The 26,010-nt window shown below is 42.4% G+C and carries 24 protein-coding genes and 1 riboswitch; of the genes, 23 read left to right on the top strand and 1 reads right to left on the bottom strand.

Annotated elements, in window-relative coordinates:
- The first annotated feature begins 114 nt into the window (after positions 1 to 114).
- The 23 genes from MLE13_RS17355 (at position 115) to icmF (ending at position 25,739) form a co-directional block, all read left to right on the top strand.
- Positions 115 to 1,338, top strand: coding sequence for a cation:proton antiporter (locus MLE13_RS17355; RefSeq protein ID WP_240751042.1), 1,224 nt, complete (start codon positions 115 to 117; stop codon positions 1,336 to 1,338).
- Between the two features lie 195 nt (positions 1,339 to 1,533).
- Positions 1,534 to 1,941, top strand: a complete 408-nt coding sequence (locus MLE13_RS17350; RefSeq protein ID WP_240751041.1) for a DUF1934 domain-containing protein — start codon at positions 1,534 to 1,536, stop codon at positions 1,939 to 1,941.
- The gene (gene argS / locus MLE13_RS17345; RefSeq protein ID WP_240751040.1) at positions 1,941 to 3,602 is read left to right on the top strand and encodes an arginine--tRNA ligase; all 1,662 of its coding nucleotides are present in this window, start codon (positions 1,941 to 1,943) and stop codon (positions 3,600 to 3,602) included. Before MLE13_RS17350 ends, argS begins: the two co-directional genes overlap by 1 nt.
- A gap of 45 nt (positions 3,603 to 3,647) precedes the next feature.
- A riboswitch (cobalamin riboswitch) is annotated at positions 3,648 to 3,834 on the top strand.
- Between the two features lie 173 nt (positions 3,835 to 4,007).
- Positions 4,008 to 4,979 carry an ABC transporter substrate-binding protein gene (locus MLE13_RS17340; RefSeq protein WP_240751039.1) on the top strand — a complete coding sequence of 324 codons (972 nt, stop codon included), beginning with the start codon at positions 4,008 to 4,010 and terminating at the stop codon, positions 4,977 to 4,979.
- Positions 4,972 to 5,964, top strand: coding sequence for a FecCD family ABC transporter permease (locus MLE13_RS17335; protein ID WP_040850623.1), 993 nt, complete (start codon positions 4,972 to 4,974; stop codon positions 5,962 to 5,964). Before MLE13_RS17340 ends, MLE13_RS17335 begins: the two co-directional genes overlap by 8 nt.
- A gap of 2 nt (positions 5,965 to 5,966) precedes the next feature.
- Positions 5,967 to 7,433, top strand: a complete 1,467-nt coding sequence (locus MLE13_RS17330; protein WP_240751038.1) for an adenosylcobinamide amidohydrolase — start codon at positions 5,967 to 5,969, stop codon at positions 7,431 to 7,433.
- Positions 7,430 to 8,383 (top strand): adenosylcobinamide-phosphate synthase CbiB, encoded by a 954-nt coding sequence (gene cbiB / locus MLE13_RS17325; protein ID WP_240751037.1) that lies wholly within the window; start codon positions 7,430 to 7,432, stop codon positions 8,381 to 8,383. The genes MLE13_RS17330 and cbiB overlap by 4 nt, the downstream gene beginning before the upstream one ends.
- Positions 8,370 to 9,449, top strand: a complete 1,080-nt coding sequence (locus MLE13_RS17320; RefSeq protein ID WP_240751036.1) for a pyridoxal phosphate-dependent aminotransferase — start codon at positions 8,370 to 8,372, stop codon at positions 9,447 to 9,449. Before cbiB ends, MLE13_RS17320 begins: the two co-directional genes overlap by 14 nt.
- On the top strand, positions 9,431 to 9,979 hold the full coding sequence (locus MLE13_RS17315) for a bifunctional adenosylcobinamide kinase/adenosylcobinamide-phosphate guanylyltransferase (RefSeq protein WP_240751035.1): 549 nt from the start codon (positions 9,431 to 9,433) through the stop codon (positions 9,977 to 9,979). Before MLE13_RS17320 ends, MLE13_RS17315 begins: the two co-directional genes overlap by 19 nt.
- Before the next feature lie 4 nt (positions 9,980 to 9,983).
- Entirely contained in the window at positions 9,984 to 11,441 is a 1,458-nt protein-coding gene (locus tag MLE13_RS17310) for a cobyric acid synthase (RefSeq protein ID WP_240751034.1), read from the top strand.
- Complete coding sequence (cobS, locus tag MLE13_RS17305) at positions 11,438 to 12,208, top strand: adenosylcobinamide-GDP ribazoletransferase (protein WP_240751033.1); 771 nt, start codon at positions 11,438 to 11,440, stop codon at positions 12,206 to 12,208. Before MLE13_RS17310 ends, cobS begins: the two co-directional genes overlap by 4 nt.
- Positions 12,181 to 12,765 (top strand): histidine phosphatase family protein, encoded by a 585-nt coding sequence (locus MLE13_RS17300; protein ID WP_240751032.1) that lies wholly within the window; start codon positions 12,181 to 12,183, stop codon positions 12,763 to 12,765. Before cobS ends, MLE13_RS17300 begins: the two co-directional genes overlap by 28 nt.
- Complete coding sequence (locus tag MLE13_RS17295) at positions 12,717 to 13,148, top strand: bifunctional adenosylcobinamide kinase/adenosylcobinamide-phosphate guanylyltransferase (RefSeq protein WP_240751031.1); 432 nt, start codon at positions 12,717 to 12,719, stop codon at positions 13,146 to 13,148. Before MLE13_RS17300 ends, MLE13_RS17295 begins: the two co-directional genes overlap by 49 nt.
- Positions 13,120 to 13,710: a cob(I)yrinic acid a,c-diamide adenosyltransferase gene (locus tag MLE13_RS17290; RefSeq protein WP_240751030.1), complete on the top strand. Its 591-nt coding sequence runs from the start codon at positions 13,120 to 13,122 to the stop codon at positions 13,708 to 13,710. The genes MLE13_RS17295 and MLE13_RS17290 overlap by 29 nt, the downstream gene beginning before the upstream one ends.
- A gap of 1 nt (position 13,711) precedes the next feature.
- Positions 13,712 to 14,194, top strand: a complete 483-nt coding sequence (locus tag MLE13_RS17285; protein WP_240751029.1) for an ECF transporter S component — start codon at positions 13,712 to 13,714, stop codon at positions 14,192 to 14,194.
- The gene (locus tag MLE13_RS17280) at positions 14,184 to 14,861 is read left to right on the top strand and encodes an alpha-ribazole-5-phosphate synthase (RefSeq protein WP_240751028.1); all 678 of its coding nucleotides are present in this window, start codon (positions 14,184 to 14,186) and stop codon (positions 14,859 to 14,861) included. The genes MLE13_RS17285 and MLE13_RS17280 overlap by 11 nt, the downstream gene beginning before the upstream one ends.
- 245 nt (positions 14,862 to 15,106) lie before the next feature.
- Positions 15,107 to 17,242, top strand: a complete 2,136-nt coding sequence (locus MLE13_RS17275; protein WP_240751027.1) for a (Fe-S)-binding protein — start codon at positions 15,107 to 15,109, stop codon at positions 17,240 to 17,242.
- Positions 17,243 to 17,467: 225 nt separating this feature from the next.
- Positions 17,468 to 18,661 carry an acetyl-CoA C-acetyltransferase gene (locus MLE13_RS17270; protein ID WP_240751026.1) on the top strand — a complete coding sequence of 398 codons (1,194 nt, stop codon included), beginning with the start codon at positions 17,468 to 17,470 and terminating at the stop codon, positions 18,659 to 18,661.
- A gap of 2 nt (positions 18,662 to 18,663) precedes the next feature.
- Entirely contained in the window at positions 18,664 to 19,515 is an 852-nt protein-coding gene (locus MLE13_RS17265; RefSeq protein WP_240751025.1) for a 3-hydroxybutyryl-CoA dehydrogenase, read from the top strand.
- A gap of 18 nt (positions 19,516 to 19,533) precedes the next feature.
- The gene (locus MLE13_RS17260; RefSeq protein WP_240751024.1) at positions 19,534 to 20,670 is read left to right on the top strand and encodes an acyl-CoA dehydrogenase; all 1,137 of its coding nucleotides are present in this window, start codon (positions 19,534 to 19,536) and stop codon (positions 20,668 to 20,670) included.
- 15 nt (positions 20,671 to 20,685) lie between these two features.
- The gene (locus tag MLE13_RS17255) at positions 20,686 to 21,825 is read left to right on the top strand and encodes an acyl-CoA dehydrogenase (RefSeq protein WP_240751023.1); all 1,140 of its coding nucleotides are present in this window, start codon (positions 20,686 to 20,688) and stop codon (positions 21,823 to 21,825) included.
- A 15-nt stretch (positions 21,826 to 21,840) separates the two neighbouring features.
- The gene (locus MLE13_RS17250; RefSeq protein ID WP_240751022.1) at positions 21,841 to 22,488 is read left to right on the top strand and encodes a TetR/AcrR family transcriptional regulator; all 648 of its coding nucleotides are present in this window, start codon (positions 21,841 to 21,843) and stop codon (positions 22,486 to 22,488) included.
- Entirely contained in the window at positions 22,488 to 25,739 is a 3,252-nt protein-coding gene (icmF, locus tag MLE13_RS17245; protein ID WP_240751021.1) for a fused isobutyryl-CoA mutase/GTPase IcmF, read from the top strand. Before MLE13_RS17250 ends, icmF begins: the two co-directional genes overlap by 1 nt.
- A gap of 32 nt (positions 25,740 to 25,771) precedes the next feature.
- On the opposite strand, the gene MLE13_RS17240 is transcribed toward icmF, so the two are convergent.
- The coding region (locus MLE13_RS17240) for a hypothetical protein (protein ID WP_240751020.1) at positions 25,772 to 26,010 on the bottom strand (239 nt) is incomplete at its 5' end.

Genomic DNA, 26,010 nt, shown 5'->3' with positions numbered 1-26,010 from the left:
TTTACCGGAGGCTTTTTTTATATCTTACCGGTGTTGAATTTTAAGTATGCGTTTAGTAATAGGCAATAAGAGATATAGATGGAATAAGTAATTATCCAGAAAGGAGAGCAACCTATGAATGAGTTTGATGAAGTATTCATACAGGTTTTGGTTTTATTGGCCATTGCGATAACAGTTGTCGGCATCGCAAGAAAAGTGAAACAGCCCGATACAATCGCATTGGTTTTAGTAGGGCTTTTACTTGGAATCACCAATTTCCCGTTTCCATTTATAGATCATGCCGAGCAATTTATTACCCAGTCAGAAGTTTTTCAAGTCATCATTATTTCACTATTTTTACCTATCTTGCTTGGGGATGCTACGTTAAAATTGCCCTTTCATCACTTATATAAACGAAAAGAAACTGTAATTGGACTTGCTTTAGGTGGAACGTTTATATCGTTTGTTCTTATTGGATTTTCAACTCACTTTTTACTAGGTCTTCCTTTAGCAGTGGCTTTTACGTTTGCCGCGTTAATGAGCGCAACCGATCCAATCAGTGTGTTGTCGATCTTTAAATCGGCGGGAGTTTCAGAAAAACTGTCAACGATTATGGAAGGTGAGTCTCTTTTTAATGATGGAATTGCCATCGTGCTTTTTCAAATCGCGTCGGTTTATTTACTGACCTATATTGATATGGGCTGGGCAGGATTAGGCAGTGGCGTGTTGCTATTTCTTCGTTTTGCTGTAGGAGGAATATTGGTCGGTGTCATTCTTGGGTACCTTTTCTCACAAGTTATCCGCTTTTATGATGATTATCCTTTTGAAATTGCCATATCTGCTTTATTATTTTTCGGCAGTTATTTTATCGCAGAACATATACACGTATCTGGAATCATCGCTGTAGTAGCAGGAGGATTTGTTTTTAATGATTACGGCGGTAGAATTGGAATGTCTGAGTTAACGAAAAACGCGATTAATACATTTTGGGACGTGATTACACTTATTGCGAACTCGCTAATTTTCTTAATTGTCGGATTGGAAATTCGCAATATTGATTTTTCTGGCCAATGGCTAATCATCTTTTTGGCCATTGTGATCGTGTTAGTGGCGAGAGTGATTGCGTTATTTTTCAGCACAATGCCGGCAAAAGATTTAAATCGAAAAGAGCGGATTTTATTGAATTGGGGTGGATTGAAAGGCAGTTTATCCATTGCATTAGCATTAAGTCTGCCGGCGAGTTTCGACGGACGTGAAACGATTTTGTTACTAACGTTTGCAGTTGTCTTGTTTTCTTTAGTCATTCAAGGCTTAACCATCAAACCGTTGATTAAAGTACTAGGGCTTAAGTCAAAATAAAACCAGAGATTTGAATAAATGAGAAATAAGCCGGTCCTGAAAAAAGGATCGGCTTTTACTATGAATTTGTCGAATTTATTCTCTCGCGACGTCCAGATAAAAAGAACTGGTGTAAACAATAGGTGCTGTATTGAAAAAGCCGAGTGAATCGGGCTATAATGAGAAGGTTATTATTTGACGGGGAGGCGGAGAGACATGCAAAAGACAGTGGAAATAAAACTGACAACGACGATCCGTCAGCCGGATATGGAAGAACAAGTGATGGTGTTGGAATCTCAAGGAACATTGACGGAGAAAAACCAGCTGCGTTATTTGCAGTATGCGGAGCAACAAGATGACCTTGAAATTCGAACGACGGTTAAACTTCAAGAAAATGAAGCAGTGATTATGAGAAGCGGCGGCTTACAGATGCGGCTACCTTTTTTATTACATAAAGAACAAACCGGCAATCTAACGAATGAACAAGGGTCGTTTATGTTGACGACAAAAGCGCATGAGCTTTTCGTCAGTGATACTCGGTTCATGGTCCGATACGATTTGTCATTAGGTTTAGATCATGTCGGGGAATATGAAATGGAAATACAATTTATGGAGGCTAAATAATGAATGCAGTAGAACAAGTTCAACACGCCATTAAAACAGCATTTGCGGAAGCAATCGAAAAAGCAGAATTAACAACAGAAGCTGTAGAAGTACAATTAGAATCGCCGCGAGACAAAACAAATGGAGACTATGCTACGAATATTGCAATGCAGTTAACACGTTTGGCGAAAAAGCCACCTCGTGCGATTGCCGAAGCGATTGTAGCAAATCTTGACAAAGATGCAGCGAACATCCAAACAGTAGATATTGCAGGACCAGGGTTTATCAACATTACGATCAAAAAAGATTATTTGCAGGACGTTGTAAAAACCGTACTAGAACAAAAAGTAGATTACGGGCGTTCAACGGCAGGCGGCAATGAGCGCATCCAAGTGGAGTTTGTTTCGGCTAACCCAACTGGCGATTTGCATTTAGGTCATGCGCGCGGATCTTCAGTCGGCGATTCGCTTTGCAATATTTTAGATTTGGCAGGATATGATGTATCTCGTGAATATTATATTAACGATGCCGGTAACCAAATTAACAATTTGGCTTTATCAATCGAAGCGCGCTATTTTGAAGCATTGGGTAAAGGCGATAGCATGCCAGAAGATGGCTATCGCGGACAAGATATTAAAGATATTGCAAAAGCTTTAGTTCAAGAACATGGCGATAAATTTGTCAGCATGACGCACGAAGAGCGTTTTGAAATTTTCCGTCAACATGGATTAAAAGTGGAATTGGCTAAACTGCAACAAGATTTAGCTGACTTCCGTGTGGAATTTGATGTTTGGTATCCAGAATCGTCTCTTTATAAAAATGGTAAAATTGATGAAGCTTTAGCTAAACTTCGTGAAAACGGTCATGTCTTTGAAGAAGACGGCGCAACTTGGTTCCGTTCAACAATATTCGGTGATGACAAAGATCGCGTATTGATCAAGAATGACGGCACGTACACGTATTTAATGCCCGACATTGCCTACCACGAAGATAAATTGCAACGTGGATTTGGTAAGCTTATCAACGTATGGGGTGCTGATCATCACGGCTATATCCCACGTATGAAAGCAGCTATCGAAGCGCTTGGTTACGATCGCGATACACTTGAAGTTAGCATTATTCAAATGGTGCAATTGTACAAAGACGGCGAAAAAATGAAGATGAGTAAACGTACAGGCAAAGCTGTAACGATGCGTGAACTAGTAGAACTAGTTGGACTAGATGCGGTGCGTTATTTCTTCGCGATGCGTTCAGGCGATTCGCATATGGACTTTGATTTGGATTTGGCTGTTTCACAGTCAAACGAAAACCCAGTTTATTACTCGCAATACGCGCATGCTCGTATTAGCTCAATTTTGCGCCAAGCAGAAGAGCAAGGCTTACTGGCTTCAGAAGAGCATTTAAACTTATTAACTTCTGAAAAAGAAATTGATGTTTTGAAGAAAATTGGGGATTTCCCACAAGTAATCGCAGATGCGGCTAAACAACGTGCGCCTCACCGCATTACAGCATACATTCAAGATTTGGCGTCAAATTTCCATAGTTTCTACAATGCCAATAAAGTATTAGATGCATCAAACGCCGAAATGACAAGTGCTCGCTTAGCATTGATCATGGCTGTGAAAACAACGTTAGCGAATGCACTGAAAACAGTGGGCGTCAAAGCTCCAGAAAAAATGTAAGCGAAAGCCAAACAGTTACGTGTATAATGAAAACAGAATTAGAATTTAATAGCGATTCATAAAGGTGCTTATGTCTAAGAACATGAGTTAAAAGGGAAGCCGGTTCAACTCCGGCGCGGTCCCGCCACTGTAAGTGAGAGGAAATTGCAATATGCCACTGAAGCAACGCTTCGGGAAGGTGCAAAGACCAATGATCACAAGCCAGGAGACCTGCCTTTATGACAACACACCCATACGCCTGCGAGGAAAGGCTGGATGCGCATGCTTTTTTATGGCGTCCTTTCAATCCCTCGCAAAACTTTGCGGGGGATTTTGTTTTGTGTCAGTTTTAAGTAGTCCACAAATCAGCGTCCGCCTGCAGCGATTTTTATAACAAAAACACTACACTCTAGGGGGATTTTATTGATGAACAAGTTTTGGAAGTTTGGAGCAACAGCAGGATTAGCAGCAGTTTTAATGGCAGGGTGCGGAGAAACCGCAACACCAGAAGAAGACGTCGAAACACCAGCAGAACCACCAACTGAAGTTGAAGATGTTGAGTTTCCAGTAACGCTGACAGATGCAGCGGGCATTGAAGTCGTAATTGACGAAGAGCCTGGAGCTATCGTTTCAATGATTCCATCCAATACAGAAATTGCTTATGAGCTTGGACTAGGCGACAAAATTGTCGGCGTATCGGATTATGACAACTACCCAGAAGAAACAACCGATGTTGAAAAAATCGGCGGACAAGAATTTAATGTAGAGAAAATCATTGGTCTTCAGCCGGACTTAGTATTGGCACACGAATCAGGATTAGGTGTGGGCGATGCGGGACTACAGCAATTGCGTGATGCTGGCCTTGACGTGTTCGTTGTTCAAAACGCAGCGAGCTTTGATGAAGTTTATGATTCGATTACAACGATCGGACAAGCGACAGGTAGTATGGCACAAGCGGAAAACATTGTTTCGGAAATGGAAGCTCAAGTTGCATTGATTGAAGAACTGGCAGCAACAGTCGAAGAACCAAAAACGGTATTTTTAGAAGTCGGGAGTCAACCGGATATTTACACAACAGGTAGCGGGACGTTTATGGATGAAATGTTGACGCTGATCAACGCGGAAAATGTTGCTGGCGATTTAGAAGGATGGGTTAGTATGGATCCAGAAGCAATCGTTGCAGCAAATCCAGACGTGATTATTACAACCGAAGGCGCTTATGTTGAAGATGCCGTTGGTCAAATCAAGTCTCGCGGTGGCTTTGCAGAAGTAACAGCAGTTAAAGAAGAAGCGGTTTACAGCTTAGATTCAGATATGCTCACTCGTTCTGGCCCACGTTTAACAGCGGGACTAATGGAAATGGCACAGGCAGTATATCCTGATGTGTTCAATGAGTAAAAATATAGTGGCATATAGCGTTTCGCTATTTATTTTAGCGGGAGCGATAGTGCTAGGTGTGACGGTCGGGACGGTATCCATATCACCAGTGGTGCTATGGAATCCTTCGTTCGATGAAGCGGCTGCCAATATTTTATGGAATATTCGTATGCCACGTGTCATTTTAGCTGGGCTTGTTGGGGCGGCATTAGCGATTGCTGGTGCTGCATTTCAAGGGCTTTTGAAAAATCCATTGGCCGATCCTTACACCCTGGGAGTGTCTTCCGGTGCCTCAGTCGGCGCTGTGATGACGCTCTTTTTTGGTATCTCTATCCCGTTTTTAGGCCCATTCACTTTACCGGTTATGAGCATGATCGGCGCATTATTGACAATGCTTGCTGTTGTCAGTTTTGCGAAATTGGTGGATCGTTCGATGAAAATGGAAACCGTGATTTTGACGGGTATTATCTTTAGTTCTTTTCTAGGGTCAATTATTTCCTTGATGATTGCTTTAACAGGAGAAGAGTTACGACAAATTATTGGTTGGTTACTCGGAAGCGTGTCAATGCGTGGCTGGCCATATGTGCGAATGGCATTGCCTTTCGTATTAATCGGTTCATTTGTATTGTGGCTCAAACGTCGCGAGTTAAATGCTATGTTATTTGGTGAAGAACGCGCACAACACCTTGGTGTAGATGTGAAAAAAAGCAAAATGACGATTTTAATTGGAGGTTCGGTACTGACTGGAGCTGCCGTTTCCGTTTCAGGAACAATTGGTTTTGTTGGACTAGTAGTTCCGCATATGACTCGATTACTTTGGGGATCAGATCATCGTCATGTACTGCCTTTATCCTTCATCAATGGGGCTGCTTTATTAATCGTTTGTGATTTAGTATCAAGAACGATTATTTCCCCAACAGAATTGCCGATTGGTGTCATTACTGCGTTTATCGGGGCACCGGTATTTGCCTTTATCTTTTTCCGTCAACGCAAAGGAGGAATTTAACTATGCTTGAGATCATCGGACTAACGGGCGGCTATGGTGATAAAAAAATCGTTGAAAATGTATCATTCACCGTCAAAAAAGGCTCTATACTTGGAATTTTAGGACCGAATGGCAGTGGGAAATCGACGTTAATGAAATTAATCAGTGGCGTGTTGCCAGCAACTAGTGGAGAAATCCGAATTGAAGAAACGTCAATTGCAGATTTTCCGGCAAAAGAACTAGCGAAAAAAATGGCAGTATTGCCTCAACTTCATGCTCACTCTTTTGCTCATACTGTTCGGGAAACTGTATCACTTGGTCGCTACCCTCACCAAGTAGGTTGGTTTTCATCTTGGTCCACAGAAGACGAGCATGCGGTGAAAGAAGCAATGCGGTTATTGGACATTAGCCAATATGAAAAAACACAAATTGACCGGATGTCAGGTGGCGAACAGCAACGTGTTTTCGTCGCACAAGCGTTAGCGCAAGATGCGGGGATTTTACTGCTTGATGAACCAACGAACCATTTGGACATCAATCACCAAAAAGAGTTGCTCGACACGATAAAAAAACAAGCGATCGAAAAAGACTTAACCATCGTATCAATTTTCCATGATATCAATTTAGCATCTATGTATTGCGATCAATTATTGCTGCTCGACCAAGGGACCATCGTTCGCATCGGTGAGCCGCATGAAGTAGTGCGAGAGCAGGACATCGAAACAGTTTACAAAACGCGAGTTAGCAATCACCCGCATCCGGAATTGCCGAAACCGCAAATCACTTTATTGCCAGGAGTTCAAAATGAAATAGCAACCCATCGCATCTGTGCAGAAGACTTTGCCATTTCAAATGATATGGTGTTGTATCAAAGCCCGACGCCATTAAAAACGGTTTCTTCAGCTGTGGTAAATGCAGGATCTGGATGGTTCCGTAATTTTATGAACCGTCACGTAGATGCAGCTTATAACGTAGATGATAGTGTTCGAGAAATGACCGAGTTTATAGCGGAAAACGGGTTGAAAACTACGGATACAGTAGGGATGATGACCGCCGTTCAAACGCAAGACGTGATTGTCAAAGAATACGAAGGTCCGTTTGGTTCAGTCGTCATTGCCGTGACTGCTGGAGTCGGCAATGGTGTAGACGTGTCAAAAGCGGTAGAACGATCCGTACAGGTTGGTACGATTAATACATGGATCATGGTCAATGGTGTTTTGTCAGACGAAGCATTTATACAAGCGATGATTACAGCGACCGAAGCTAAAACGAAAGCGCTTCAAGAAAGACAAGTCAAAGACCCGCTCACAGGTACGATTGCAACAGGTACATCAACTGACAGCTGTTTAGTAGCGGCGACGCAACAAGGTGAGAAGTTACCTTATGCAGGACCCATTACCGAGCTTGGTAAATTAATCGGAGTCGGCGTTTTTGAATGTACTATAGAAGCGCTCAAATTATATGAGCTAGCAAAAGCGGGCAACGGATGATGTCACATCTTTTAGCGATTTTTTTAGGAATCATTATCGACCGCATCGTTGGAGATCCACCTAATTGGCCACACCCGGTTCGTTGGATCGGTATGGCGATAAAAAAATTAACCAATCGTTGGAATCGTGGAAAAAGCGCATTTCAAACCGGTTTTTTACTACTTGCAACAATTGCGATTACCGTGTTCTTAATTGTATATGGCATTGTCTTTTTAGCTTATTCTATCAATCCAGTTATAGGTGTTGCGATAGAGGCGTTGTTAATTGCTTCAGGACTAGCACAAAAAAGTTTAAAAGATGCAGCAATGGATGTTTATCACCCACTTGTCGATCAAAACATGGAATTGGCACGTGAGAAGTTGTCCTGGATTGTTGGAAGAGACACAGATGGATTGGATGAAAGTGAAATTACGCGCGGCGTTGTCGAAACGGTTTCCGAAAACACAAGTGATGGCGTAACAGCACCGCTATTTTGGGCGTTTTTACTGGGAGCACCCGGTTTATGGCTATACAAAGCCGTTAATACACTCGATTCAATGGTAGGCTACAAAAATGAAAAATTTAAGGAATTTGGATTTGCTTCAGCAAAAGCTGACGATGTCTTGAATTTCATTCCGAGTCGCGTAACGGGCTTTTTACTTATAATCATGACAAAAAGTCAGCAAACACTCTCATTACGTCAGCGTCTTCAAATTTGGTTGCAAGATGCCCATAAGCATCCAAGTCCAAATAGTGGCTGGTTAGAGGCTGCAACGGCTGTACAATTAGGTGTTCAATTAGGTGGAACCAATTGGTACCGAGGTGTCAAATCGCATCGTGCGCTCATGGGAAGAGCGGTATACCAACTCGAAGCACATCATATTAAAGAAACAATTCAACATATGCAAAAAGTGACAATTGGATTTTTTATTTTATTTGCGTTAGGAGGAGTTTTACTTGGAATTGCCTAATCATGGAGCCAATCCACTGCGCTTATATAAACAAGCGGGTATCAGCCCACCCGAACAAATAATAGATTTTAGCGAAAATGTCCATCCATTCGGACCACCTGAATTTTTAAAAGAACAATGGTCGGAAATGTATTCGTTAATCGACTCCTATCCAGATCCGGACGGCGAACCATTTCGAACGTCAACGGCACATTTTCATCAAGTCGATGTGGAACAAGTAGCTACAGGGAACGGAGCAGCTGAGGTTTTTACTTGGTTGGCTAGAAGGTATAGAAACCAACAGGTCGTGTTGGTGGAACCGGCGTTTTCGGAATACCGCCAAACTTTAGAAGCAGAACATGTTGAAATCCAGACGATTCAATTGCAGCCGGAAACTGGTTGGACATTAACACTTGAAAGTATTCAAACTACTATACTAGGCTGCAGTGCGCTTTATATATGCAACCCGCATAATCCAACTGGTGTTTTAATACATATTGAAATGCTTCAGCACATCGCGAAAATGTGTCTCGAAGACGATTGTGAACTGGTACTTGATGAGGCGTTTATCGATTTTATTGGTGAAGAAGCTTCTTTTATCCCTTTTTTAAACGAATTTCCAAATGTTATTATCGTTCGTTCAATGACCAAAATGTATGCGATTCCTGGACTCCGTCTTGGATATGTGGTCAGTCAGAGTGAAATAATCAAGCAATTAAAACAAGGGTCGGCACATTGGAACGTCAATGCGTTGTCCGCCACAATCGGCGCAGGTTGTTTAAAACAATCGGATTATCGCGAAAAGGTGATCAAAGCAGCAACAACTGAACGAGAAAAGATGCAACAGTTTTTAGCCATGCATCATTGCGAAACAACAAATTCTGCAGTGAATTTTTTGTCATTTAAATTACCTAAATCAAAAAACGCCACTGCATTTTTTACAGACCTTTTGAAAAAAGGGATTGTCCTTCGTCATACCGAATCTTTTCAAGGAATGAATGGACAGTGGTTTCGAGTCGGGATGAAATCACCTAACAACATGGAAAAACTTCGGGAGGCGATTAGCGAATGGCTCGAGGTCAATTAATTTTCATTAGTGGTGGCGTTCGAAGCGGCAAAAGTACTTATGCTGAAACGATTGTCCGAACTTTTGGCACCACTCGCAAAGTTTATATCGCAAGCGGACAAGCTTATGACGAGGAAATGAAAGAACGGATTGAACGCCACCGTGACGATCGTTTGCAAGACAATTGGTTCACGATCGAACAAGCACACAAAATGGAAAATGCTATCGAAAAACTACAACCGCATGATTTAGTGTTGTGGGATTGTGTGACGACCTGGCTTGCTAATGAATTATACGAAGGCTGGGAAACGAATAATATGTGTGTAGATACAGCTGGATGTATAGAAGCAAAATGGGAGATTTTACAAGAGACAATCGACCAAATGCTAAACACCGTTGATTTATTGACCGTTGTCTCAAACGAAGTACTAGATGATTTCGTGCGTGATGAACGATACCAAGCGTGGCTCGGTAAAATTCACATTTGGCTAGTAGAGAAAGCGGATCAAGCAATTGAGATGGAGAACGGTCTGGCTTTTAGAAGGAAGTGAAAACATGCGCGGAATAATGATTCAAGGAACTTCTTCAGATGTCGGAAAAAGTATGCTTTGTACCGCTTTTTGCCGAATTCTATCTGATCAAGGAGTGAAAGTCGCTCCTTTTAAATCACAGAATATGTCGAATAACTCGTATGTGACGATATTGGGCGAAGAAATGGGGCGCGCACAAGGCGTGCAAGCAGAAGCAGCTCGCACGATAGCTACTGTTGATATGAATCCCATCTTATTAAAGCCTGAAAGCGGCATGAAATCACAAGTGGTGTTATTTGGTAAAAAACTTGAAACCATGGACGGCATGGACTACCGAGCACAATTTTACGAAAAAGGATTACAAGCAATTGATCAAGCACTAGCCAATTTAGCGAAAAATTTCACACATTTAGTGATAGAAGGAGCGGGCAGTCCGGCTGAAATGAATTTAAACGACCGTGAACTAGTCAATATGACCGTTGCAAAAAGGGCAGATGTTCCCGTGATTCTTGTGGCTGATATTGAGCGAGGCGGTGTCTTTGCATCAATTGTCGGAACGCTTGCTTTAATACCGGAAAAAGAACGTGTAAAAGGTTTGGTCATCAATAAATTCAGAGGAGACGCCAAGCTATTTGAAGATGGCGTGCGGTTTTTAGAATCGTATACGGGCATTCCGGTTCTTGGTGTTATTCCTTATATGGATCATCATGAAATTGAGCAAGAAGATTCTCTCGGAGTTGGAGCGGTACAACAAAAATCCGTTATTAAAGGTGCAATCGACTTGGTTGTGTGTAAGCATCCTTATGTATCCAACTTTACCGATATCGAGCCGTTTTTAACAGAGCAAGACGTCTCGGTTCGTTGGGTAGAAAGCGTAGAAGAAATTGGGCAACCTGATATTTTACTGTTGCCTGGAACGAAAAGCACAATTGCAGATTTGCGATTTTGGAAAAAGCAGGGGCTTGATGAAAAGTTAAAGTCATTATTAGGAGATACATGGATTGTCGGCTTGTGTGGAGGATTTCAAATGCTTGCTGAAAGTTTGTCAGATCCACATGGGTATGACGGTGTTGCAGTAAAAGCTGAAGCGGGATTTGGGTTGGTGCCAAACATGCACGTCCATTTTGAAAAAGAAAAAATGGTTCGCCGTCAAAAAGGCATAGTGAAATTCGAAGCTTTGGAAGCCCAAGTGAGCGGTTATGAAATTCATCATGGCCGAGTCACAGGAATCGAACAGTCATTAATTGATTGTGGGGATTCGGCTGAAGGTTACTACCATGAACGCGTGATTGGAACGCATTTACACGGATTTTTCCGTGATTTTCGTTGCCGAACTGCATTTTTAACAATGATTCGCAAACAGAAAAACTTACCACTTCCAGTACACGAAAAATCGGAAGATCCTTTTGACCGCTGGGCCACGCACGTGAAAAATCATCTAGACTGGCAGAAAGTCACAGAAATAATGGAGGCAACATCATGACTCGGCAGTTAAAAACCGGATTTCTATTGGCGCTTCAATTTTTTTCGGTGATTCCAGTTAAAAAGCAATTGCCGATGGAGAAAGAATACATTACGGCTATGTATGCGATGCTACCGCTATTAGGTTTGTTGTTCGGTAGTGTTTTGGCAAGTACCGTATGGTTGCTCCGTGATACAACAGAGATTAGCTCTTTACTACTTGGCTTTATAGTGGTTTTGATTGGCTTGGTACTGACCGGTGGCTTGCATATGGACGGCTTGGCAGATACGGGAGATGCCTATTTTTCTTACCAAGATCGTGACAAACGTTTGGCGATTATGGGAGACCCGCGAATTGGAGCTTTTGGTGCGATGGTGTTAGTAGTGGCTATTGTCGGTAAAATCATCCTAGTAGCAGAATCGATAAATGAAGCATCTCTCGTATGGGTTTTATTGATTCCAGTTTTTTCGAGAATCGGTTTATTGGCTTTGTTTAGTTTTACAAAATCAGCAAAGCCAGATGGCGTAGCGGCTTTTTTTCAGAAAAGGGTCAGCCGTGAGAAATTGCGACTTGTTGTTATAGCGGCATTCGTTATTAGCTTCATGTTGCTTATTTGGAGCGCTACTTTTTGGTCAGCAATTGTATTAATCATCTTGCTATTCGGATTTTCATGGCTATACCGCGCTTGGTGTTTACGCAATTTTAGTGGTGTGACAGGTGATTTGTTAGGTGCTTATGTGGAAGGAGTGGAGATTTTATTATGGATGAGTCTTTTGTTCTTCGTTTAATTCGCCATGCTCCGACAAGAGGAAACGAGCAAAAACGTTATATTGGCTGGACCGATGAATCAGTTTTGCCATTTAAAGCCAAACCGGATTTGCAGATAAAAGAAGTTATGGGCAGTGATTTAAAGAGGTGTCGGGAAACGGCAGCTGTGTTGTTTCCAAATGCCGCTTACCGAGCAAACAGAGAGTTGCGAGAATGTCATTTTGGCCAATGGGAAATGAAAACCTATGAACAATTAAAAGATACCCAACGTTATCGCGACTGGATAGATGACCCATGGAACATCAGTCCGCCTAGTGGTGAAAGTTTAAAAGATATGGCGGAGCGGGTTGAACGAGGCATGCTAAAATTACCAAGTGGTAAGGAAGTTACGTTAGTTCTTCACGGAGGGCCGATTCGTTATTTAATCGCAAGAGCTTTAGGTGAAAAATTTCAAGATCAAATTGCGCTACATGGAGGCTGCCATACGTTAATATGGCCAAGTCGCCAAGCGTTTGAGGAGCGGGCATTATGCACATCGTTTTCGGTGGAGCCTTTAACGGCAAACGGCAATATGTGAAAAACTTGATACAAAATGAAGAAGCTTCTTGGCACGAAGGCATGATGCCGCAATTGATAGCTAGTAATTCGATAACGGTAATCGCTGGAGTAGAGCATTGGGTAAAAGACGAACTCGAAAAAGGTTTAACAGAACAGCAACTAATAGAGCAAGTCAAAAAAACACTGAGCTCTAGTCAAGCGCCGCAAATCTGGGTGTTAACAGATTTGAACCGAGGCATCGTGCCAACAGAGCGGATCGAGCGCGAAATGCGCGACCTTGTTGGCCGGTTGTATCAATTTTTATTTACAGAAGCACAACAGATTACACGCATTTGGTACGGTATTCCACAAACGATAAAAGGGGCGGATCAAGATGAAAATTTACACGAAAACAGGAGATAAAGGGCAAACAAGTTTGATTGGAGCGCGTACGGACAAAGATGCACCACGCGTTGAAGCATACGGGACGATTGATGAAGTCAATTCATTTATTGGCAAAGCGATGACTGAATTGTCGCCTGAAACTTATGCGGATTTACTAGAAGATTTAGAAGCGATTCAAAATGAATTATTCGATTGTGGTGGCGATTTGGCAGATGTTCGAAAAGAGCCAAATTATAAAATGACGGAAGAACCAGTAGAAGTTTTGGAAAAACGTATCGATGAATTGATGGAAGAACCACCACTTCTTGAACGTTTTATCTTGCCAGGAGGAACTCCAGCTGCTGCGACGCTTCATATCGCGCGTACGATTACACGTCGTGCTGAAAGACAAACGGTTACGTTGCTGAAGTCGGGAGAAGAGTTCCCACAAGTGGTTCAACGTTATTTAAACCGTTTATCTGATTATTTATTTGCAGCTTCACGCGTTGTTAATTCGCGCGTCGGTGTTCCAGATAATGAGTATGTGCGCAGTGCCAAAGTATTTAAGAACGGCGGACGCAGTAAGAAATCGGTAGAGTAAGATGACTACGAAAAAACTGGCACTTGCGGCTTTATTTATCAGCTTGTCCGCAATAGGGGGAATGATTAAAATTCCGCTCGGCATTGCGTCTATTGCACTCGATGCAACACCAGCGCTAGTAGCGGTACTATTTTTTTCAGCTCCACTTGTTGGAACTATTGCGGCATTTGGTCATTTGATTTCCGCATTGTTTGGAGGCATGCCACTCGGACCGTTTCACTTAATGATCGCGATTGAAATGGGGATAATCCTATGGCTGTTCGCAAAATTGCATCATGCAGGAAAGCATAGGCTGAAATGGGTGGCATTTATCATTGGCAACGGAGTGGTAGCGGCATTGCCGTTTTACTTCTTATTGTCACCCGCATTTTTTTACGCGGCTGTACCCGCATTATTAATTGCGTCACTAATCAATGCGGCAGTGGCGGCGCTCTTACTGCCCTATATAGTGAAGGCTAGCGGAGGCTCGGGACATGCGTCATGAATTGTTGATAGATGGATTTGTCATCACTTCAGATAATTCGGCAGCAATCGGTGGAAAAGAACAAGATGTTATAAAAGTTTCTGATGCCGTTACAGCAAAGTTTGCGGCACGTGTTGCATTGCTCGAACAATGGGCAGCAGGTAGCGAACCGCAAGCGATACTGATTCACAATTTCAGTGGAGCTTCCAGTTGGGATTACTATGTCGAAGGGGTAACCGAACTTTTTGCGGAAGCGCAATCAGCTCTTCCACTCATTTCAGGGAGTACGGAAACCAATATGCCTACAGTGCAATCGGGTATCTCTATAACGATGATTGGAAAAGAACAACGAAAGCAAATGTCTGTCGGATCTTTGCAGTGGTTTGTTTACGGCGTGCCGCTAGTTGGCCAAGAAGTGTTAACGAATGTGCACCAAACTGCCAATCTGGCTCTTCTTAAAAAAGCACTTGATTTATCTTTAGTAGAACGAGTTTGGCCAGTCGGTTCAAAAGGCCTTGCCGAAGAATTGGAACTGCTGATGAAACGGCCTGTGAAAATTCCAACACTGCTTGATACAAAAAAATCGAGTGGACCTGCGACATGTGTTTTAGTCGGTGTGCAACATGAAAATGCAGAACGTGCGCTGCGATATTTTGGAGAGCATGTATATCTAGTTGAATTTGTATAAAGCGAAAGCAGCATCCTGTAACGGGATGCTGCTTTCTTTAGTTAGCAAGACAATAACAAATTTCTGAATTTATTTACTGTAACACTACAAATAGAAGATGGAATTTGAAAACTCTTTTATATTTAGGTTGACTGAATGCTCATTCATATTTTAATATAGAACATAGTATCGACAAGTTGTAGTCATTCACGTAAACTTTGAGTAAGTTATTTTTTGAATATACACAACACAAGGGGGATATCGCGATGGAGCCATTGTTAATTGCAAACTGGATTTTATTCATAGCTGTAACCGCTTACGCTTTCTATCTCTTCATCTATTTATTGAAGTCGAGATATGATTTTATCCAACTCGGAAAAAAGGTCGAGTTTGAAGAAAATTTCAACGAGCGTTTGCGCAAAGTCATGGTCAACGTATTTGGTCAAAAAAAATTATTGAAAGATAAGAAGAGTGGAACGATTCACGTTATGTTCTTCTATGGATTCTTGCTAGTTCAGGCAAGTGCGATCGATTTTATCATTAAAGGCTTGTCTCCGGACTCGCATTTGCCGTTAGGACCGTTATACCCGGCTTTCACATTTTTCCAAGAAATCGTGACGTTAACGATTTTGGTTGCAGTGATCTGGGCATTCTACAGACGTTACATTGAAAAGCTTGTTCGTTTGAAGCGCGGATGGAAATCAGGACTTGTTTTGATTTTCATTGGTGGCTTGATGGTGACGGTACTAATTGGTAACGGAATGAACATGAATTGGCACGGTCATGAAACTGCTTGGACTGAGCCAGTTGCCTCTTTAGTAGCTAGCGCATTTGCTTGGTTACCTGAAGCTGCAACCGTTACAATTTTCTACATCATGTGGTGGGCACACTTACTATTCCTACTTACATTCTTAGTTTACGTACCACAATCAAAACACGCTCACTTAATTTTTGGACCAGTTAATACGTGGTTCCATAGAGTTGATCATGTGGGTCGTTTAAAACCAATCAACTTTGAAGAAATGGAAGACGAAGAAGATCCAGATGCGATGCCATCATTTGGTGTAGGGAAAATCACGGATTTCTCGCAAAGCCAAATGATCGATTTCTATGCTTGCGTAGAATGTGGACGTTGTACGAATATGTGTCCAGCAACTGGTACAGGGAAAATGCTGTCACCAATGGACTTGATTACAAAACTTCGTGACAACCTGACAAATACAGGAGCAGTTATGACGCAGAAAAAACCTTGGGTGCCGGCAATGGCATTTAACAATACACAAGGAAATCAGTTGGCAATGGCTGCTGGTGCTGAAGGTATTACGATTGATGAACTTTACAGCCCGAGCTTAATCGGAGACGTTATCACAGAAGAAGAAATTTGGGCATGTACAACTTGCCGTAACTGTGAAGACCAATGTCCGGTTATGAATGAGCACGTAGATAAAATTATTGACCTTCGTCGGTACCTTGTAATGACAGAAGGGAAAATGGATCCAGATGCACAGCGCGCGATGACAAACATCGAACGCCAAGGAAATCCATGGGGACTGAACCGTAAAGAAAAAGAAAACTGGAGAGATGCACGTCCAGATATTCATATCCCTACGGTAAAAGAAATGAACAAAGCAGAAGAAGAGTTCGAATTCTTATTCTGGGTTGGATCAATGGGATCGTTCGACAGCCGTTCACAAAAAATTGCTTTGTCATTTGCTCGACTGATGAATGAAGCAGGCGTGAAATTCGCAATTCTCGGAAACAAAGAGAAAAACTCAGGCGATACACCACGTCGTCTTGGGAATGAGTTCTTGTTCCAAGAACTTGCGACAGGTAATATTAAAGAATTTGAAAAAGCGGAGATTAAGAAAATCGTTACAATTGATCCGCACGCATACAATATTTTCAAAAATGAATACCCAGATTTCGGTTTTAAAGCAGAAGTGTACCACCATACTGAAATGTTGTTCGATCTTGTTCAAGATGGTCGATTGAAACCACAATTCCCAGTAAATGAACGAATTACGTTCCATGATTCTTGCTACCTTGGCCGCTATAACGATGTGTACGATGCACCGCGCGAAATATTGAAAGCGATCGAAGGCGTAGAATTGGTTGAAATGAAACGTAACCGTGAAAACGGCATGTGCTGTGGAGCCGGCGGCGGAATGATGTGGATGGAAGAAGATGCAGGTCATCGTGTTAACGTTGCCCGCACGGAACAAGCGCTTGAAGTAAGCCCAACAATGATTTCTTCTGGTTGTCCATACTGCTTGACGATGTTGTCAGACGGTACGAAAGCGAAAGAAGTTGAAGAACAAGTTGGAACTTATGATGTAGCCGAGCTATTGGAAATGGCTGTTCTCGGAAATGAGATACCAGAACCAGAAACGATCGTCCAATAAGCAGTTACTTACCGAGTAAAAAATAATTGCTTAATAACAGAAAATTAAGTAGAATAATAGAATAAGTATAAAAAAGAAAGGGAGTAGAATGCTCCCTTTTCTTTTGCATAAAAACCGAGCGAGCGTTCAGTCAATATAATATTTAAAGAATAAGCAACTCGCTTTATTTTTTTTAGAGTAATTGAAACCGTTTACAATGAAACACATTAAGGGAGGAAATTCATCATGGCAAAAACAGTCATTATTGACGGAGCACGCACAGCATTCGGGAAATTCGGAGGCAACTTGAGCACATTATCGGCAAGTGAACTTGGAGCAGAAGCGATCAAGGCTGCAATGAGTCGCGCAGATATCCAACCAGAAGATGTTCAAGAAGTTATCATGGGGAATGTATTGCAAGCAGGTCAAGGGCAAATCCCTTCTCGACAAGCAGCAAAAAAAGCGGGGATTCCATATAACGTTAAATCTGAAACAATCAATAAAGTATGCGCATCGGGCATGCGCAGTGTCACGTTAGCAGATCAAATTATCCGTTTAGGCGATGAAGAAGTAATCGTTGCAGGCGGTATGGAATCGATGTCCAACGCACCTTATTATTTACCAAAAGCACGTTGGGGTCTTCGCATGGGCGATTCACAAGTTATTGATGGCATGGTCCATGACGGCTTGTCTTGTTCATTCCACCCAGACAATGTTCATATGGGAACTTACGGCAACTCAACTGCTGAAGACTTTGACTTGTCTCGTGAAGAGCAAGATAAATGGTCAGCTCGTTCGCATGAACGTGCGATCAAAGCAAAAGATTTGTTTGCTGAAGAAATCGTGGCAATTGACATTCCGCAACGCAAAGGAGATCCAATTACAGTTGATGTGGATGAAGCTCCGCGCGCTAACTCAACAATTGAAGCATTGGCAAAACTAAAACCTGCATTTGGAAAAGATGGTACGATTACTGCCGGAAATGCTCCAGGAATTAATGACGGAGCGGCGGCACTTGTATTGATGAGTGAAGAACGCGCACAAAAAGAAGGTAAAAATGTATTGGCTCATGTTCTTTCACATACAGAAGTGGCAATCGAACCACACCGTTTCCCTGAAACGCCAGGAATTGTCATTAACGAATTATTGAAGAAAACAGGCAGATCAATTGATGAAATCGATTTATTCGAAATCAACGAAGCGTTTGCAGCCGTAGCACTAGCTAGTTCGAAAATAGCTGGACTTGATGCTGAAAAAGTAAATGTTAATGGCGGCTCGGTAGCGCTTGGACACCCAATCGGAGCAAGTGGTGCACGCATTATCTTAACGCTCGCTTACGAATTAAAACGTCGCGGAGGCGGCATCGGTATCGCAGCAATTTGCTCAGGTGGCGGACAAGGCGACGCTATCATGATTGAAGTTCCTAAGGAGGCAAAATAAGTATGTCGATTCAAAACGTAATGGTAATTGGAGCCGGACAAATGGGCTCTGGTATCGCGCAAGTTTGTGCTCAAGCAGGATTAAATGTGAAGTTAAACGATATGAAACAAGAAGCATACGATAAAGGCATTGCAACGATTACAAAAAACCTATCACGCAATGTTGAAAAAGGACGCATGACAGAAGATGAAAAAACAGCAGTACTTGGCCGTATTACATCTTCATTGGATTTAAAAGACGCACACGACGTCGATATCGTCATTGAAGCGGCTGTTGAGAACATGGCGATAAAGCATAGCATTTTTAAAACTTTAGACGAAGTGACACCAAAGCACGCAATATTAGCAACAAATACATCATCGCTACCGATTACAGAAATCGCAGCAGTGACAAATCGCCCTGAACAAGTTATCGGCATGCATTTCATGAATCCAGTACCAGTCATGAAATTAGTGGAGATTATTCGTGGCTTGGCAACTTCAGATGAAGTGTACAAAAAAGTAGAAGAAATGACGGTGCAACTGTCAAAAACACCTGTAGAAGTAAATGACTTCCCAGGATTTGTTTCGAATCGAATACTTATGCCGATGATTAACGAAGCGATTTTCACACTTCAAGAAGGTGTTGCAACAAAAGAAGCAATCGATGACATTATGAAAATGGGTATGAACCATCCGATGGGGCCGTTAGAACTGGCTGATTTTATCGGTCTTGATACGTGCCTGTATATTATGGAAGTGCTGCATGAAGGATTTGGCGACAGCAAATATCGCCCAAGCCCATTATTGCGCCAATACGTAAAAGCGGGATGGCTAGGTAAGAAAACCGGGCGCGGTTTCTATAACTACTCATAATATTTAGGAGGAACCGAAATGGATTTGCACTTTACAGATGAACAACTTATGATGCGCAACATGGTGCGAGATTTCGCGAAAGAAGAAATTACGCCTTTTATCGAAAATATGGAAAACGGCGAATTTCCTACAGCGATTTTAAAGAAAATGGGCGAGCTTGGATTGATGGGCATTACGGCTCCTGAAAAATACGGCGGTTCGGAAATGGATTTCACTTCTTACATCACAGCCATTCATGAACTATCGAAAGCTAGCGGTGTAATCGGAGTTATTTTATCTGTTCATACGTCTGTTGGAACAAACCCGATTTTGAATTTCGGATCACAGCAACAAATTGAAAAATATGTGCCGAAACTGGCGACTGGTGAATACCTTGGCGCGTTTTGTTTAACAGAACCAGCTGCAGGGTCTGATGCAGGAAGCCTGAAAACAAAAGCTGTTCTAGACGGAGATGACTATGTATTAAACGGCTCAAAAGTCTTTATTACGAACGGCGGAGCAGCTGATACGTATATCGTTTTTGCTTCAACAAAACCAGCTGCAGGTTCTCGTGGAATTTCAGCTTTTATTGTTGAAAAAGATACACCTGGTTTAATCATCGGTAAAAACGAAAAGAAAATGGGCCTTCACGGTTCGAAGACAGTTCAGTTAACATTCGAAAACATGCGCGTACCGGCTGAAAACTTATTAGGCGAAGAAAATAAAGGATTCAGCATCGCGATGGCGAATTTGAATGTTGGACGTATTGGAATTGCGGCACAAGCACTGGGGATCGCAGAAGCAGCTTATGAATACGCAGTGGCTTATGCGAAAGAACGTGAGCAATTCGGCAAACCAATTGCACAGCAACAAGGTATTGGCTTTAAACTAGCTGACATGGCTACGCAAGTAGAAGCATCAAAATTGCTCGTTTATAACGCAGCTGATTTGTACTCGAAAGGGAAAAACTGTAATAAAGAAGCTTCGATGGCGAAGCTTTTCGCATCAAAAACAGCAATGGATGTCACAATTGAAGCCATTCAAGTATTCGGTGGTTACGGCTATACAAAAGACTATCCAGTAGAACGTTTATTCCGCGACGCTAAAGTAACGGAAATTTACGAAGGCACAAGTGAAATTCAACGCATCGTTATTAGCAAGCAACTAATCAAATAATCGGGGGAATAAAACATGAACTTTCAACTATCTGAAGAACATCAAATGATCCGCAAAATGGTAAGAGATTTCGCTAACAAAGAAGTGGCTCCAACAGCAGAAGAGCGTGACGAGGAAGAACGCTTTGACCGTGAAATTTTTGATAAAATGGCTGAACTTGGCCTAACAGGAATTCCATGGCCAGAAGAGTACGGCGGAATCGGTTCGGATTATTTAGCATACTGCATCGCAGTTGAAGAATTATCGCGTGTTTGCGCATCAACGGGTGTTACATTATCAGCACATACATCATTAGCTGGATGGCCAGTATATACATTTGGAACAGAAGAACAAAAACAAAAATACCTTCGTCCAATGGCTGAAGGAACAAAAATCGGTGCTTACGGGTTAACAGAACCAGCTTCAGGATCTGACGCGGGTGCAATGCGTACTTCTGCTAAAGAAGACGGCGATCATTATGTATTAAACGGCTCGAAAATCTTTATCACAAACGGCGGAATTGCGGACATTTATATCGTCTTCGCAGTAACAGACCCAGAATCGAAACATAAAGGCACGACAGCATTTATCGTTGAAAAAGACTTTGAAGGTTTCTCAGTTGGTAAAAAAGAACGCAAGCTAGGAATTCGTTCAAGCCCGACAACAGAAATTATTTTCGATAACTGCCGCGTACCAAAAGAAAACGTTTTAGGCGAACTTGGCCAAGGGTTCAAAATTGCGATGCAAACACTTGACGGTGGACGTAACGGAATCGCAGCTCAAGCAGTCGGAATTGCACAAGGTGCACTTGATGCATCAATCGATTACGCAAAAGAGCGTGAGCAATTCGGTAAACCGATTGTTGCAAACCAAGGAGTTTCGTTCAAATTGGCAGATATGGCGACTTCAATCGAAGCTTCTCGTTTGTTGACATACCAAGCTGCTTGGCTAGAGTCGAACAAATTGTCATACAGCAAAGAGTCAGCAATGGCGAAATTGATGGCAGGTGACACGGCCATGAAAGTTACTGTTGAAGCAGTTCAAGTATTCGGTGGTTACGGTTATACAAAAGATTATCCGGTTGAACGCTTTATGCGTGATGCGAAAATCACACAAATTTACGAAGGTACACAAGAAGTTCAGCGTTTAGTTATTTCCCGGATGGTCACGAAATAAGCGGAGGGTTGCCTTATGAACAAAAAGCGTGAGATTGAGTCTTCCGTTAAAGATGAAAGCTTAATAGAAAAGCGCCGCGAACAAATGATTCGTGGCGCTGTCACGCTATTTAAAGAAAAAGGCTTTCACCGGACGACAACACGAGAAATTGCAAAAGCAGCAGGCTTTAGCATTGGAACTTTATACGAATACATTCGGACAAAAGAAGATGTGCTGTATCTTGTTTGTGACTCGATTTATGACGAAGTGCATAGTCGTCTCGACCGATTGGATATTGAAAAAGGATCGATTAGTGTTTTGGTATCAGCAATCGAACATTATTACACATTAATCGACGAGATGCAGGATGAATTTGTCGTCATGTATCAAGAATCCAAATCATTACCAAAAGACGCATTAAATTATGTATTAAATAAAGAACTCCAAATGATGGCGATTTTCGAACGCTTACTAACACAATGTGTCGAAAACGGAGAAATTCAAATGACACCAAAAGAAGTGGTCATGGCTGCCCATCATTTATTTGTACAAGGGCAAATGTGGGCTTTCAGACGGTGGGCATTAGACGATTTCACCATTCAGGAATTTATCGATATACAAACTAAATTTCTTTTGCAGGGGATGGCAGGAGAAAATATCTCAATACAGGGGGCTAAATCATAATGGCGATTATTCAAGAAACAAAAACCTATCAGCCAAAAAACCATATCCGCTTTGTTACAGCTTCCAGTTTGTTTGACGGGCACGACGCATCGATCAATATTATGCGTCGTATTTTACAAGCAAGCGGTGCAGAAGTGATTCACTTAGGCCATAACCGTTCGGTTGAAGAAGTGGTCAATGCAGCAATTCAAGAAGATGTCCAAGGGATTTGTATTTCTTCTTATCAAGGCGGCCACATGGAATACTTCAAGTATATGTACGATTTACTCAAGGAAAAAGGCGCTTCGCATATCCGCATTTATGGCGGAGGCGGAGGCGTTATTTTGCCTCGTGAAATTAAAGAACTTGAAGCATACGGAGTCGCGGGTATTTTTTCACCTGAAGATGGTCGTAAAAAAGGCTTGCAAGGCATGATCACGGAAATTGTGGAAGAATGTGATTTTTCAACAGTTAAAGAAGATCAGTCTTTTGAAAACTTAACAACGGAAGAACCGGTTGTATTAGCAAATGCTATTACTGCGGCAGAAGAAGCGCATACTCGCGATACAGATACAACAGAATTGCTGAAAACCGTTCGTGAAAAAACGAAAAACACGCCGATTCTAGGAATTACCGGAACAGGCGGCGCTGGAAAAAGTTCGTTAACGGATGAATTGATTCGTCGTTTCTTGTCTGAACTGCCTGATAAAAAAATTGCGATTTTATCAATCGATCCAACAAAACAAAAAACAGGCGGTGCACTTCTTGGTGACCGTATTCGTATGAACGCGATTTTCAACAAACGTGTCTTTATGAGAAGTCTTGCGACACGTGGATCGCGTTCTGAGTTATCAGGCGCAATTGGTGACGTTTTAGATGTCGTGAAATCAGCTGATTTTGACTTGATCGTTGTCGAAACAAGCGGAATTGGACAAGGCGATGCAGAAATTGCGAATTTCTCAGACGTTTCCATGTACGTTATGACAAGCGAATTTGGTGCTCCGTCACAACTTGAAAAAATCGATATGATCGATTACGCAGATTTAATTTGTATCAATAAATTCGAACGTAGTGGTTCACAAGACGCGCTTCGTCAAGTGCAAAAGCAGTACCAACGTAGCCGTTTACTGTGGGACAAAGAGTTAGACGACATGCCAGTTTACGGCACAATCGCGAGTCAATTTAACGATAAAGGGACAAACTCGTTATTCGCAGCATTAGTAGGCAAAGTGAATGAAAAATGTGGAACGGATTGGGAAACGGATTACGATATATTCGTTAAAACACAAAAAGAAAACCTCATAATTCCAAACGAACGCCGCTATTATTTACGCGAGTTAACGGATACAGTTCGTGGCTATCATGCGAAAACAAAAGAGCAAGCAGCGTTTGCACGTCGTTTGTTCCAATTAGAAGGCGCAATCGAAGCTGTAAAAGAAAGAGCACCGGATGATGCGTTAGTCGCTTCACTTGAGTCACTTGCAGAAGGCGTTCGTGATGAACTAACAGCAGAATCAAAACGCATTTTGAATAACTGGGATGCTTTAAAAGAAATGTATGCTGGCGACGAATTCGTCACAACCGTACGTGACAAAGAAATTCGTACAATTTTACGTACGGAGAGCTTGTCTGGAATTAAAGTACCGCGTGTAGTCTTGCCGAAATTCGTTGATTACGGCGAAATTTTGTCATGGGTTTATTTGGAGAACGCTCCAGGTTCATTCCCTTACACAGCTGGGGTATTCCCGTTCAAACGTGCAGGAGAAGATCCAAAGCGTCAGTTTGCGGGTGAAGGTACGCCTGAACGCACAAACCGCCGATTCCATTACTTATCAAAAGATGACGATGCAAAACGTTTATCGACAGCATTTGACTCGGTAACACTTTACGGAGAAGACCCGGATCACCGTCCGGATATTTACGGAAAAGTCGGCGAGTCAGGCGTATCGATTTGTACATTGGATGATATGAAGAAATTGTACGAAGGCTTTGATCTTTGTGCACCAACTACTTCTGTATCGATGACCATTAACGGACCGGCGCCAATCATTTTAGCGATGTTCATGAACACGGCAATTGATCAGCAAGTGAAAATTAACGAAGAAAAACTAGGCCGCACGTTAACAGTAGAAGAATTCACAGAAGTTCGTGAAGGTACGTTGCAAGTGGTTCGTGGAACCGTACAAGCGGATATTCTAAAAGAAGACCAAGGACAAAATACGTGTATCTTCTCAACTGAGTTTGCACTTCGCATGATGGGCGATATTCAGCAATACTTTATCGACCATAAAGTACGCAACTATTATTCAGTATCGATTTCGGGTTACCATATTGCAGAAGCGGGTGCGAATCCGATTTCACAATTGGCGTTTACCCTGTCGAACGGTTTCACATATGTGGAATACTATTTGAGCCGCGGCATGAAAATCGATGACTTTGCACCAAACTTGTCGTTCTTCTTCTCGAACGGACTAGACCCGGAGTATACGGTTATTGGACGTGTAGCACGTCGCATTTGGGCAGTTGTGATGCGCGATAAATACGGCGCAAATGAACGTAGCCAAAAGCTGAAATACCATGTACAAACGTCAGGCCGCAGCTTGCACGCTCAGGAAATTGATTTCAATGATATCCGGACAACGCTTCAAGCGTTAATGGCGTTGCAAGACAACTGTAATTCATTGCACACAAATGCTTATGACGAAGCCATCACAACGCCGACAGAAGAATCTGTCCGTCGCGCAATGGCGATTCAAATGATTATCACAAAAGAGCACGGTCTGTCGAAAAACGAGAACCCGCTACAAGGTGCGTTCATCATTGAAGAAATGACACAATTGGTGGAAGAAGCGGTGCTAACTGAATTTGACCGCATCAACGACCGCGGAGGCGTCTTGGGCGCAATGGAAACACAATATCAGCGCGGCAAAATCCAAGAAGAGTCAATGCATTACGAAATGAAAAAACACACTGGCGAATTGCCGATTATCGGAGTCAACACATACTTGAACCCGAATCCGCAATCAGACGATGACATTAACGCAATGGAAATCGCCCGCGCTACGACAGAAGAAAAAGAAACACAAATCAGCAACTTGCGCGCTTTCCAAGAACGCAACGATTCGACTGAAGCGTTAAATCGCTTGAAACAAGCAGCAAAAACAGGCGGCAACATCTTTGAAGAGTTGATGGAAACCGTAAAAGTTGCAAGCCTTGGCCAAATCACGACAGCTTTATATGAAGTTGGCGGGCAGTATAGACGCAATATGTAAGCTTGTAGAAGTTGGATCAAAAAGATGGCCCCTTAGCGTTTGATAAGGGGCCATCTTTTTTTGCGCGGAGTCGTGGAGATACGCGCGATGCGAGAGAAATACGCGCGATGCGGGAGAAAAACGCGCGGTGCGAGAGAAAAACGCGCGGTGCGGTGGAAAAACGCGCGATGCGAGAGAAAAACGCGCGATGCGAGAGAAAAACGCGCGATGCGAGAGAAAAACGCGCGGTGCGAGAGAAAAACGCGCGGTGCGAGAGAAAAACGCGCGGTGC

This window comes from Planococcus halocryophilus (assembly GCF_022489025.1).
Lineage (GTDB): Bacteria > Bacillota > Bacilli > Bacillales_A > Planococcaceae > Planococcus > Planococcus halocryophilus_A.
Note: the sequence above shows the minus strand (reverse complement) of the source record. Positions and strands in the feature narration are given on the sequence as shown.